12 protein-coding genes are annotated in these 12,691 nt (G+C 61.7%); 5 read left to right on the top strand and 7 right to left on the bottom strand.

Features of this window, described 5'->3' with window-relative positions; all coding sequences use genetic code 11:
• Positions 1-20: 20 nt before the first annotated feature.
• The 3 genes from GL286_RS09800 to GL286_RS09790 form a co-directional block, all read right to left on the bottom strand.
• A complete protein-coding gene (locus GL286_RS09800) occupies positions 21-1,175 on the bottom strand; it encodes an ABC transporter substrate-binding protein (protein WP_155095373.1) in 1,155 nt (384 codons plus the stop codon).
• A 117-nt stretch (positions 1,176-1,292) separates the two neighbouring features.
• Complete coding sequence (locus GL286_RS09795) at positions 1,293-2,189, bottom strand: LysR family transcriptional regulator (RefSeq protein ID WP_155095372.1); 897 nt, start codon at positions 2,187-2,189, stop codon at positions 1,293-1,295.
• 72 nt (positions 2,190-2,261) lie between these two features.
• Positions 2,262-3,044, bottom strand: coding sequence for a helix-turn-helix transcriptional regulator (locus tag GL286_RS09790; RefSeq protein WP_155095371.1), 783 nt, complete (start codon positions 3,042-3,044; stop codon positions 2,262-2,264).
• 132 nt (positions 3,045-3,176) lie between these two features.
• Here GL286_RS09790 and GL286_RS09785 point away from each other — a divergent pair, with 132 nt between their 5' ends.
• From GL286_RS09785 to GL286_RS09765, 5 genes are read left to right on the top strand one after another with little or no spacing between them, the layout of a single operon-like run.
• Positions 3,177-4,286: an ABC transporter ATP-binding protein gene (locus tag GL286_RS09785; RefSeq protein WP_155095370.1), complete on the top strand. Its 1,110-nt coding sequence runs from the start codon at positions 3,177-3,179 to the stop codon at positions 4,284-4,286.
• A gap of 24 nt (positions 4,287-4,310) precedes the next feature.
• Positions 4,311-5,465: an ABC transporter substrate-binding protein gene (locus GL286_RS09780; RefSeq protein ID WP_155095369.1), complete on the top strand. Its 1,155-nt coding sequence runs from the start codon at positions 4,311-4,313 to the stop codon at positions 5,463-5,465.
• Between the two features lie 13 nt (positions 5,466-5,478).
• A complete protein-coding gene (locus GL286_RS09775) occupies positions 5,479-6,330 on the top strand; it encodes an ABC transporter permease (RefSeq protein ID WP_155039486.1) in 852 nt (283 codons plus the stop codon).
• 7 nt (positions 6,331-6,337) lie between these two features.
• The gene (locus tag GL286_RS09770) at positions 6,338-7,141 is read left to right on the top strand and encodes an ABC transporter permease (protein ID WP_155095368.1); all 804 of its coding nucleotides are present in this window, start codon (positions 6,338-6,340) and stop codon (positions 7,139-7,141) included.
• 9 nt (positions 7,142-7,150) lie between these two features.
• Positions 7,151-7,915, top strand: a complete 765-nt coding sequence (locus GL286_RS09765; protein WP_155095367.1) for an SDR family NAD(P)-dependent oxidoreductase — start codon at positions 7,151-7,153, stop codon at positions 7,913-7,915.
• On the opposite strand, the gene GL286_RS09760 is transcribed toward GL286_RS09765, so the two are convergent.
• From GL286_RS09760 to GL286_RS09745, 4 genes are all read right to left on the bottom strand, one after another.
• Positions 7,912-9,333, bottom strand: a complete 1,422-nt coding sequence (locus tag GL286_RS09760; RefSeq protein WP_155095366.1) for a cryptochrome/photolyase family protein — start codon at positions 9,331-9,333, stop codon at positions 7,912-7,914. The two genes, GL286_RS09765 and GL286_RS09760, sit on opposite strands and share 4 nt — an antisense overlap.
• A gap of 155 nt (positions 9,334-9,488) precedes the next feature.
• Positions 9,489-10,556, bottom strand: coding sequence for a quaternary amine ABC transporter ATP-binding protein (locus GL286_RS09755; protein WP_343038862.1), 1,068 nt, complete (start codon positions 10,554-10,556; stop codon positions 9,489-9,491).
• The gene (locus GL286_RS09750) at positions 10,553-11,434 is read right to left on the bottom strand and encodes an ABC transporter permease (RefSeq protein ID WP_155095364.1); all 882 of its coding nucleotides are present in this window, start codon (positions 11,432-11,434) and stop codon (positions 10,553-10,555) included. Before GL286_RS09750 ends, GL286_RS09755 begins: the two co-directional genes overlap by 4 nt.
• 71 nt (positions 11,435-11,505) lie before the next feature.
• Positions 11,506-12,501 (bottom strand): ABC transporter substrate-binding protein, encoded by a 996-nt coding sequence (locus tag GL286_RS09745; RefSeq protein WP_155095363.1) that lies wholly within the window; start codon positions 12,499-12,501, stop codon positions 11,506-11,508.
• Positions 12,502-12,691: the final 190 nt, after the last annotated feature.

Genomic DNA, 12,691 nt, shown 5'->3' with positions numbered 1-12,691 from the left:
CGTGCCCCGGGCAGTCGGTATCAGCTGCCCATCACGGCAATGTAGTCGGATACCCAGCGGTGATAGGGAACGCAGCCGCCAGCCTCGCATTTCGAGGTCGGGGTGCGCCAGAACCAGATCTTGTCGAAATCTTCGTAACCGTTGGTCTTGCAGCCCTCGGCGGTCTGTTGGCCACGGCCATCGGTGCAGGCGGCGGGAACCGAGGGCACCGCGCCGAACCAGACCGACAGGTCCGATTGCAGGTTCGAGGACAGCGAATGCTCCATCCACAGATAGGCGCAGGTCTGGTGCTTGGATTCGGTATGCAGCATCAGCGTGTCGGCCCAGCCGGTCGCGCCTTCCTCGGGGATGGTGCTGGCGACGGCAGCTTTATCGGCGGCCAGCAGGTTCACCTGGAACGGCCAGGTCGACGAGGCCACGACGCCTTCGTTCTTGAAGTCGTCGATCTGGATCATGGCATCATGCCAGTAGCGCGAGACCAGCTGACGCTGACCTTTCAGCAGTTCCAGCGCAGCGGCATACTGGTCCTCGTTCAGCTCGAACGGGTTTGTGATGCCCAATTCCGGCTTGTGCTTCATCAGGTACATCGCGGCATCGGCAATATAGATCGGGCCGTCATAGGCCTGAACGCGGCCCTTGTTCGATTTACCGTCGGGCAGGGTTTGTTCGTTGAAGACGACATCCCAGCTTTTCGGCGCTTCCTTGAAGATCTCGGTGTTATACATCAGCACGTTCGGCCCCCACATAAAGGGCGTGCCGTAATGCGTGCCGTCGACCGTGTGCCAAGGCGCGTCCTTCAAACGGTCGTCGACGGTGTTCCAGCTGGGGATCAGGTCGGTGTTGATCGGCTGGACCTTCTCGCCCGCGATTAGGCGCAGAGACGCGTCGCCCGAGGCCGTGACCAGATCGAAGCCGCCCTGGTTCATCAGCGAGACCATCTCGTCCGAGGTGCCCGCGGTTTTAACCTCGACCTTGCAGCCGGTCTTTTCCTCGAATTTGGTGACCCAGTCGAAGGCCTTGTCGGTCTCGCCGCGCTCGATATAGCCCGGCCATGCGACGATCGAGAGCGCGCCCTCGGGCTGGCCTAATTGGGTCGGCATTTCGGCGGCAACCGGCAATGCGCCAGCCGCAACCAGCGCCAGCCCCGAGGCCAGCGCGTTCAGCATCTTTTTCATGTTTTTCCCTGTTGATCCGAGGCGTTGCCGCCTCCCCTGGGAAAATCATCCTCCGAGTTGCGCGATTTCGCAAATTCAATTATCAGAAGGTCGATATCGGAAATTCCGATATGATGGTCATCGCTTCTGGGACTGCGCGGTGCGGATGAATTCGCGCACGGCTGGCGACAGCGGCGCGCCTTTGCGCCAGACGACGCCGACCTGCACGACCGGCAACGCACCCGACACGTCGCGCGAGACGATCGGGTCGCCCTCGAGCGACCAGCGGCGATAGATCAGCGCGGGCAAGATCGCGATCCCTGCGCCGGTGGCGACCAATGACCGGACGGCCTCGACCGAACGGGTGCGGAAGGCGATCTTGGGCTTGGCCCCAAAGGCATCCAGCAGGCGACGGGTCGGTTGCTCGGTCTCGTCAAGCCGCAGCATGATCATCGGTTCATTAGCCAGATCCTCGATCGAGACGGATGGCTGCGATGCCAGCGGATGCCCGTTCGGTAGCCATAGCTGATACGGCGAAACATCAAGAATTTCCGCCTGCAAAGCCAACCGGTCGCGCAGGTTCGATGTGACCATTACCGCAACGTCCAACTCGCCACCTATCAGCAGGTGCTCCAGATATTCGCCGCTATCCTCAAGCGCGGCCAGTTCAACCGCAGGGTTTGCCCGCCGAAATCGCGCCAGCACGTCGGAAATGACATAGCCTGCGACCAGCGAGGTCACACCGATATTCAGCTTGCCCGAAAGCCGGGTTCCCTCTTGCACCATCGCCTGCCGCGCATCCGAAACCGATTCCATGACCTTTTGCGCGTGTCGCAGGAACTGGTGCCCGCGCGGAGTGATATCCAGCCCGCGCGGGTGACGGTCGAACAATTGCACGCCCAGATCGGCTTCGAGGTCGCGGATCGCCTCGGTCACGGCGGATTGCGAGATCGCCAGCACCTGCGCCGCGCCGGATACCGATCCGTTTTCGGCGGCGGCAAGGAAGTAGCACAATTGCCTGAAGGTAAAGGCCATGGGCGTGCTCCTGTTCTGCGGCCGAAACTGATCCTGTAAACCACTCCAGCGAAAATTCGAACGGATTCGGCGTTATTTCAGCTCATCCAACGCAGCGATAAAGTTCGAGAATAGCTCACCCTGCGAACTGATATGCAGTTTGGCATAGATGTTGCGCTTGTGGATGCGGACGGTGCCGCTTGAAATCCCGAGAGCGCGGCCGGTGGCCTCGGCGGAATGGCCCTTCAGGGTATATTCCACCACTTCCGTCTCGCGTGGGGTCAGTAGATTGCGCCCGACTTTGCGGAACGCCGAATCTATCCTCTCGGACAATGCCCCCTGCTTGGGAGCGGGCTGATCTGCGAATTGCCCACAAAGATCGGGCCAGTTCTTGCGGGCCGTGGCGGCAACGAAGGGCAGGACGGCGTTCAGTTCTCTGAACTCGCGCGCCGAGAAGACCCGCGCGGCCCGCATCGCCGAAACCACCAGATGAACGCCTTGCCCCATATCGACCATGAAGCCTATTTCTTCGGCAAGCTCGGTCCGGACATAGTAGTTCCGAAAGTACTCCGCCTGATAGAAGCGATCAGGGGCGAGGTCGCGCAGGCGCGTCAACAGGGCCTCGCTTTTGGGCGGGGGCTGCAGATAGAACGGGTCGAGAAGATAGGGCCCGGCCTGATAATCCTCGACCATGACCTGCCGTTTCCATGCGGGAAACTCGTCATGTAGCGCGATGGGTCGTCGGTCCTGAAAATAGGCAAAGGTCACGCTATGCTCGAATGGCGCGACGCAGCGCAGGGCCGCGACAAGCTCTGCCGGAAATTCGGGCGTGCCTAAGCCATCGACCACCCGCGCGCTTGCCTCGATCCAGTCCATTCGTCACCTTTCGCAGGTCGGACGCGTCTCTATGCCTTTTGTGGTATATACAACGCTTTGACAGTTTTCTACGAATTTCTCAAATCAAGGGGTAGCCCGCGTCAAGGGTTTATCGACAGGGAAGGCTGCAGCATGGCATATGCCGAGCAGGGCGAGGTGATCGCCGAATTCGTCGACACGACCAAAAGGTTCGGCAAGGTGCTGGCCGCCGACCGGCTGAACCTACGGATCGGCAAGGGCGAGTTCCTGTCATTTCTTGGCCCCTCGGGCTGCGGCAAGACCACGGCTTTGCGGATGCTGGCGGGGTTTGAGGCCCCAACCGAAGGGCGCATCCTGATCGACGGGCAGGATATCGGGGCGGAACCGGCGCATCGCCGCCCGGTCAATATGGTCTTCCAGCATTACGCACTGTTCCCGCATATGACGGTGGCGGAAAACGTCGGCTATGGGCTGCGCCAGCGCCGCCCGAAACTGGCGAAGGATGACATCGCTGCCCGCGTCGCCCGCGCGCTGGACACGGTGCGTCTGGGCGATTTCGGCCCGCGCCGGATCTGGGAAATGTCGGGCGGCCAGCAGCAGCGCGTGGCCTTGGCCCGCGCCATCGTCAATGAGCCGAAGATCCTGCTGCTCGACGAACCCATGGCCGCGCTGGACGCCAAGCTGCGCGCCGAGATGCAGATGGAACTGCTGTCTTTGCAAAGGAAGCTGGGCATCACCTTCATCCTTGTCACCCATGACCAGCAAGAGGCGTTGTCCATGTCGGACCGCATCTGCATCATGGGCAAGAGCCGCATTGCCCAGATCGGCACCCCACGCGAACTTTATGACCGCCCCGCCAACCGCTATGTCGCGGATTTCGTGGGCCGCGCCAATATTCTGCCCGGCACGGTGACCCGCAATATCGGGGAACATGCGCTGGTCCGGTTGGCCTCGAACCACGATGTCGTGGTCGAGGCCCCGCGCCCGGTCAACCCCGGCGACAAGGTGGACATCGCCATCCGCCCCGAGGGGCTGCGCCTTGGCGCCTCTGCGGAACCCGGCCTACCGGACATCACCGCCACGGTCGCGCGTATGACCTTCCTGGGCGAACATGTGGAATACCTGCTGCGCCATCCCGACTTGGGCGAATTGCAGGTCATGGTCCCGAGACAGGCCGAAAGAGCCTTGCCGGGCGTGGATGTGGGCACCCAGCTTCACATCCTTTGGGATCAGGGCAATGGCCTGATCCTTGGTCAAGACTGACATCTCCAACAAGGGAAGCGACAGATGCAGGACGATAACGCACCGATCTCGCGTCGGAAATTCGCAGAAGAACTGGAACGCTACCGCAAGGGCTCGGTCTCGCGCCGGCACTTCCTTGGGGTGACGGGTCTGGGCACGGCCATGGCGGTGATGGCGGGTGCCATGCCGATGCTGCGCCCGCGCGGCGCCCATGCCGCCGAGCTTGGCGACCGCGCCGTGCTGGCGACATGGCCGAACTATCACGACGTGGAAAACTTCGCGATCTTCCAGAAGGAAACCGGGGTCGCGACGCAGGTCAACGTCTTTGGCTCGAATGAGGAAATGCTGGCGAAACTGCAGGCGGGCGGCTCGGGCTGGGATGTGTTCGTGCCGACGAACTACACCATCACCACCTATGTCGATGCCGACCTGATCGAGCCACTGGACCTGTCCAAGCTGCCCAATTACGACGCGGCGGCCTTTGATGCGCGCTTTGCCGATGCGGGCACGGTCAATGGCAAGCTGTATGCGGTGCCGAAAAACTGGGGCACCACCGGCATGGCGTGGGACAGCACCAAGGCCAAGGCCCCCTTCACCAGCTGGAAAGAGTTCTTCGACCTGACCATGACCGATTTCTCGGGTCGGACCATGGTGCATGACTACCAGCTGACCACCATCGGCAATGCTTTGAAATATTACGGCTATTCCTTCAACTCGGTCGATCCTAAGGAACTGGCCGATGCCGAAAAGCTGCTGTTGCAGGTCAAGCCGCATCTGTTCGCGATCAGCTCGGATTACCAGCCGTCGATGCGCAATGGCGATGCGTGGATGACCATGTGCTGGACCGGCGAGGGCAAGCAGATGAACCGCGACATCCCGGAAATCCACTTCGCCCTTGGCAAAGAGGGCGGCGAGATCTGGTCGGATTACTACGCCATCCCGAAAAACGCCCCGCATCGCGAGGCGGCCTATGCGCTGATCAACTTCCTGATCGACCCGCAGGTGAACGCCCGCGAGGCGACCGCGCATGGCTTCCCGGTGGCCGATAGCCGCGTCAACGCGCTGCTGCCCAAGGAAGTGCTGGCCGACCCGATCCTGTATCCGGCGGCAGATCTGCTGAACGTGCAGGAATTCGGCGCGGCCGCGACCCTGACCGACCCGAACCGCGCCGAGCTGATGGCGCGCTTCAAATCGGCCTGAGGAGGGGGTGACCATGACCAAGGCCCGCGCCCGCTGGCTGCTTCTTGGACCTGCGGGCCTGTGGTATGCGGCGCTATTGGTGCTGCCGCTGGCCGTGGTGCTGGTCTATTCGCTTGGCGAAAGGGCTCCGGCGGGGGGGTATGCCCCGGCGCTGACCCTTGCCCAATATGCCAATCTGGGAAGCCGCTGGACGGCTTTCCAGAACACGCTGGTCCTGGCACCCGTGGGCACGCTGGCGGCGCTGCTGATCGCCTATCCGCTGGCCTATTTTCTGGCGGTGAAATCCAATCCGCGCTGGCGGACGGCGCTGCTGGTCTTGGTGATCGTGCCCTTCTGGACCTCGATCCTGATCCGCAGCTATGCGTGGATTTTCCTGCTGGGCGGTCGTGGCATCCCGGCGCTGCTGGCCGATCTGGGCTTGGGCGATATCCGTCTGATCAACACCCCCTTCGCGGTGCTGGTGGGCATCGTTTATGGCTACCTGCCGCTGATGGTCTTTCCGATCTATGTCAGCCTCGAGCGGCTGGACAAGCGCCTGCTTGAGGCCTCATCCGACCTTGGCGCGCCGCCTTGGCGCAGCTTTCTGCAGGTGACGCTGCCGCTGTCGCTGCCGGGCGTCGCCACCGGGTCAATGCTGGTTTTCATCCTGCTGATGGGGGAATACCTGATCCCGCAGATGCTGGGCGGCGGCAAGGTCTTCTTCGTCGGCAATGCGCTGGTCGATCTGTTCCTGCAATCGCGAAATTGGGCCTTTGGCTCGGCCATGGCGGTGACGCTGGTCGCGGTCATGCTGGTCACGGTGACGCTATATATGCGCTTCCTCAGCCGGATCGGTGCGGCGCGCGATGATGTCGGCCTGATGTGAGACAGCCATGAGAATTTACGCCCTCTCCGTCTATATCTTCCTGTACCTGCCCATCGGCATCATCGCGCTGTTCAGTTTTTCCGCCGGACGCTCGGCCAGCCAGATGCAGGGGTTTTCCACACAATGGTATGGCAAGGCGCTGTCGAACCCCTTCGTGATCGATGCGCTGAAAACCTCGGCCACGGTGGCGCTGGTATCGGCCATTCTGGCATCGGTCTTTGGCACCATGGCCGCGCTGGCCCTGTCGGGGATGAAGGGGCGCATCCGCGTCCTGTTCGACGCGCTGATCTATATCGCGGTGATGATCCCCGGCATCGTCATCGGCATCGCCACGCTGATCGCACTGGTCACGGTCTTCGACGCGGTGAACCCGTGGCTGGAGGCCGCGACCGGCTGGCGGCTGTCGATGGGCCATGGCAGCCTGATCGCGGCGCATGTGCTGTTCACCATGTCGCTGGTGATCATCATCGTGCGCGCCCGCATCGAAGGCATGGACCGCGCGCTGATCGAGGCCTCAAGCGATCTGGGGGCGGGGCCGCTGGCCACCTTCCGACAGGTGACGCTGCCGATGCTGGCCCCGGCGATCATGGCGGGGTTCCTGCTCAGTTTCACCTTCAGCTTCGACGACTTCATCATCGCCTTCTTTGTCGCTGGCTCGGAAACGACGCTGCCCATCTACATCTTTTCGTCGATCCGGCGGGGGGTGACGCCTGAAATCAATGCCATCGGCACGATGGTGATGGGGGCCTCGCTCATGCTGCTGGTCATCGCGCAACTGACGCTCCGGCGAGGCAAAGCCCCCGGACATTAGGAGAATACCATGACAGGCTGTCTTGAGGGGCGGATCGCCCTTGTCACGGGCGCAGGCTCAGGGATCGGGCGCGCCGGGGCGCTGGCCATGGCCGCCGAGGGCGCTACGGTCATCGTCACCGACCTGCGCGAGGGTCTGGCGCAGGCCACCGCAGATGCCATCACCGACGCGGGTGGTCGCGCCGAGGGGCAGGGTTTGGACGCCCGCGATGACGCAGCCATTGCCGCGTTGGTGGCGGGGGTGCTGGCGCGGCACGGGCGCATTGACGTCCTGCATTCCCATGCCGGTATCCAGATCGCCGGTCGGCTTGAGGATATCACGCCCGATCAGATGGACCTGTCTTGGCAGTTGAACGTACGCGCGCATTTCGTGCTGGCGCGTGAAGTGGTTGGCCCGATGCGGGCGCAGGGTGGCGGCTCGGTCATCATCACGGCCTCGAATTCCGGCTGTCAGTATGATCGCGGGATGATTTCCTATGCCACGACGAAGCATGCAGCGGTGGCGATGGTGCGGCAAATGGCGGCGGATTACGCCCGCGACAGGATCCGCTTCAACGCGCTTTGCCCCGGTTTCGTCGACACGCCCTTCAATGCGGGCTTCGAGAACCAGATGGGCGGGCGCAGCGCGCTGGAATCCTATGTCGCCGACACAATCCCGATGGGCCGCTGGGCCAGCCCCGAGGAAATCGCCGATGGCATCGTCTATCTGGCCTCGGACCGGTCGAGCTTCGTGACCGGGCTCGCGCTGGTGATCGACGGGGGCGAGATTCTTTAGCCGTCCCCACGAAACCGGTGATAGGCATCCAACGCGCGGCTTCGGCCATGCTGAAGGTCCGAACGTTCGCGCCAGTTACGCGAAACGCTCCAGCCCGAGGGTAGGGTGGCGAAATAGGCCAGCGCCTCTGGCGCGGGTTCGCCCGTCCAACCGGCAAGCCATCGGTGACGATAATGGCCATGTGGATCGAATTGCTTGGCCTGTTTCTCGGGATTGAATATGCGAAAAAAAGGCGAGGCATCCGGTCCGCATCCCGCCACCCATTGCCAGTTCATGGCATTCGCTGCCGGATCCCAGTCGGTCAGGCTGTCCTGAAAATGGGCCAGTCCCAATCTCCAGTCGGTCAAGAAGTGCTTGGTCAGGTAGCTCGCGACCACCATGCGGACACGATTGTGCATCCGTCCTGTCACCCGCATCTCGCGCAGACCGGCATCGACGAGTGCTACTCCGGTATCGGCGCGGCTCCATTGCGCGAAGTCGGGGTTGGGGCCGCGCCAAGGAAAGCTTGCCCATTCGTCGCGCCACGGGACTTTCGCCATAGGGGGAAAATCGATCAGCAGGTGCCAAGCAAATTCGCGCCAGATCAGTTCGGATAGAAATTTTGCAATGGCGTCGCTTGTTTCTGGTCGCTCCCTGATCCGCCCCGAGGCGATGGCCCAGACCGTGCGCGGGCTGATTTCGCCAACGGCCAAATGCTCGGACAGGCCAGAGGTCGCGTCCAGATCCGGTCGGTCGCGCTGGTCGGCGTAGCCTGCCGCATGGTCAAGGAAGTCTTCCAGCCGATCCAATGCAGCAGTTTCTCCGCTTGGCAGGGCGTATCTGGTCAATACGCTGTTGCCGCGTTTCATGTCGTGGGCCAGATCGATATCCTTAATCGCGACGCCGGACGGCGGGTTCGCGAATGGGCTGATCCGTTGCGGAGCAGGTGGAACAGGACGATCCGGCCCGAACGCCCGCAGCGCCCGTGCGAATGGCGTGAAAACGCGATAGGTTCCGCCTTGTCCGGTCCGGATGTTCGCCGGATGGGTCAGCAAATGGCCCGGATGCAGGATCAGCGCGGCATTCAGCGGCTTGAGCGCATCTTGCACCTGAATTTGCATTCGTCGCATCTCGGGCGCGGGCCAGTCGCTTTGGTGGACTTCCCGCGCACCGGTTTCGCGCAGCAGGTCGGGCAGCAGTTTGTCCGGTTCGCCCTTCAGGATCAGCACTCCCTGTCCCTGGGTGCGGCGGCGCAACTCTGCGTCAAAGGCTTTCAACGCGCGCTCGAGCCTCCACCGGCTGGCGGCCCCCTGCGCCATCAATTGCCTGTCCAGGAAAAACAGCGCCAGAAGCGGTCCCTGACGTATGGCCGCAGCTAAAGCGGGATTGTCCTGAAAGCGAAAATCGCGGGTAAGCCAGAAAATTCCGGGCGGAGTCATCGGGAGACGAAGCCACGAAGGGTGCGGGCGAAACGGGGCGGACTAAGTGGCAAAGCGTATCTCGTGATCTGTCGGAATAGCACAGGCTAACGCACCAGATGCGGGCACGGTTCATGGGCTTCTGCCATCCCGAGCGGGACGGCAGAAGCCGTCACTTAGGCCGCGTCCTCGGCGTCCGAGGCTGCGTCGGCAGGATTGACCATCGCATCAAGGATCGCGGGCAGATCGATCGTTCCGACCACGGTTCCCTGACGGTCCCGAACCAAGGCCCGAGCCACCCCCTCGGAGGTCATCCGACGGGCCACCACGTCCAGTTTCGAGCGTGCCTTGACCTCGAAATCGGGCAGGTCGTCATTTGCCGCGACCGGCGTTGCCACGGACCTGACTTCGAGGATGCGGCCGCGATTCACCTCGCGCACGAAATCGGCGACATAGCTGTTGGCGGGCCGCAGAACGATATCCTCGCGCGAGCCGACCTGCTGCATGGCACCGTCGCGCAGGATGGCGATCTGGTCGCCAAGGCGCAGCGCCTCGTCCAGATCGTGGGTGATGAAGACGATGGTCTTTTGCAATTCTTGCTGCAATTCCAGCAGGATGGACTGCATGTCGACGCGGATCAGCGGATCAAGCGCCGAAAACGCCTCGTCCATCAGCAGGATTTCGGCATCGTTCGCTAGCGCTCGCGCCAGTCCGACGCGCTGCTGCATGCCGCCGGAAAGTTGGCGCGGATAGTAATCTTCGTAACCTGCTAGCCCGACGCGGTCGATCCAGTGGCGGGCCAGACGTTCGGCTTCCGAGGCGGAAACGCCGCGCAGACTTGGGCCATAAGCCGCGTTCTGCAAGACAGTACGGTGCGGCAAAAGGGCGAACTTCTGGAACACCATCGCGATCTTCATCCGCCGGAATTCGCGTAATTGCGCCGGAGACATCGTCGCGACATCCTTGCCGTCGAACAATACCTCGCCTGCCGTAGGACGGATCAGCCCGTTCAGATGGCGCACCAGCGTTGATTTTCCCGAGCCGGAGAGACCCATGATGACCGTGATCCTGCCACGCGGGATGGTCAGGTTGATGTCGTGCAAGGCCAGCACATGGTTGTGCAGATCGTTCAACTCGGCCTTGGTCATGCCGTCCTTGACCGACTTGATGTAATTTCGCGATTCAGATCCGAATATTTTGTAAAGATGGCGAATTTCTATATCGTGGCTATCGTTCGCGTTCACTTGCGGACCTCCGAATGTTTTTGCAGGCGGTGGCCATAGGCTTGCGTCGTGCGGTCCATGATGATGGCAATGGCCACAATGGCGAGGCCGTTCATCACGCCCATGGTGAAATACTGCTGGTTGATCGCCTGAAGCACTGGCTGTCCCAGACCCCGCACACCGATCATTGAGGCGACAACGACCATGGCTAGGCTCATCATGATGGTTTGGTTCACGCCCGCCATGATGGTCGGAAGGGCCAGCGGCAGTTGTACGTCCCGCAGTTTCTGCCAGTCCGACGACCCGAAAGCGTCGGCTGCCTCAAGTACGTCGGGGGCGACCTGACGAATGCCCAGATTGGTCAACCGGATGACCGGAGGAATGGCGTAGATCACCACGGCAATCACGCCCGGTACTTTGCCAAGACCAAAGATCATGACGACGGGGATAAGATAGACGAAACTGGGCATGGTCTGCATCATGTCCAAAACAGGCGTCACGACGGCGTTCGTGCGTTTCGATTGGGCCATCAGGATGCCGATCGGAATCCCCACGACCACGGCGATCAGCGTGCAGACGGCGACCATGGCGATGGTCCGCATCGTGTCTTCCCACATGCCGAAATAGCCGATGGCGACCAGCGCCACTACCGCGCCGACGACGATCCGCCAGCTGCGGCTGAGCAGCCAGATCCCCAACGAAATCGCCGCCAGCACCAGAATCCACGGCGAATGGATCAGTAGGTTCTCGAGAAAGGTCAGCAGGCTTTGCAGGGGCGAGAAGATCGCTTCAAGCGTTTCGCCCCATGCGCGGGTAAAGTCCCTAAACGCGCCGTCGATGGTCTGGCGCATGGCGCGCAAGCTGCCCCGGCTCATTTCCGGGAAGCTGATAAGGTCCATGATCATGTCCTATGAAAATGCGAATGGGCAAGGCCGGATGCGGCCCTGCCCGGATGGCGCTGTCGGTCTAATCAGAGCGCGGATTTGACCTTTTCGGCGACATCCTCGGGGACCCACGCGGTCCAGATATCGGCGTGATTTTCAAGGAATTCGTAAGCGCCGTCTTCGTTGCTGGCCTGATTTTCGGTCATCCATGCCAGCATCTGGTTGACGGTGTCGTTGCTCCAGCTACGTGCTTTGACATAGTCCAGTGCAATGCCGGCCTTATCCGCAAACTCGCCGGTCACCGCGGTGTAGACGTCCGAAACCGGCCATTCGGTCACTTGCGGGTCGGCACAATCCGATTTGACCATGCAGCCATCCCAGCGTTCGCTGTTCACTTCGGCCTCAAGGTCCAGCTTGGTCATGTCATATTGCCCAAGGATGGCGGTCGGGGCCCAATAATAACCCAGCCAACCTTCCTTGCGATTGAAGGCCCGTGCAATTGAGCCGTCCAATGCGGCTGCCGATCCTGAATCGACCAGTTCGAAACCCTTGTCCTCGGCCTTCGCGCCAAGGAACTGGTTGCGGTTGATCGATTGGCATGCCCAACCCGAGGGACAGCCGAACCATGCGCCTTTGCTGTCGTCTTCGGCGCCCGGAAACAGCTCGGGATGGGCCAAGGCGTCGGCAAGCGTCTTGATTCCGTGTTCCTCGGCCAGCCATGTCGGAACCCAGATGCCTTCGACACCGCCATCGGACAGGATCTCGGATGCAAGCACGATGCGCCCTTCCGCGACAGCTTTATCCAGCGGCTCCTTGACGGCATTGACCCACAATTCGGGGGCCATGTCGGGTTCGGATTTTTCGTTCATTGAGGTGAATGTGGGCATCGTGTCGCCCGCGACCAGCGCGACGTCACAGCCATAACCTTCCTCGAGGATGATCTTGTCTACCCACGCCGCAAGTCCGGCCGAGGCCCAGTTCATCTCGGCGACGGTGATGCTGCCGCATTGGGCGTCATCTGCCATGGCCGCAGTCCCAAGGCATAGGCATGCGAAAGTGGTCGAGGCAAGAAACTTGCTCATCAAGGGGTCTCTCCTGATTTTTGGCGCGCGCCGAAACACACGCAGATGCGGCGCAACCCGTCAGTTTCGGGGTCACATCCGGGACCGAAATCTGGTCCGAGGGGATGGCACGAGGCCAATGGCCCCGCGCCGCGATCAGGGGGCAGCATACATATCTGTGACGGAAAATCAAATCAATGCGACATCTTAG

This window comes from Paracoccus aestuariivivens (assembly GCF_009711225.1).
Classification (GTDB): Bacteria; Pseudomonadota; Alphaproteobacteria; order Rhodobacterales; family Rhodobacteraceae; genus Paracoccus; species Paracoccus aestuariivivens.
The sequence above is the reverse complement of the archived record's forward strand: the minus strand, read 5'-3'. Positions and strand labels throughout refer to the sequence as shown.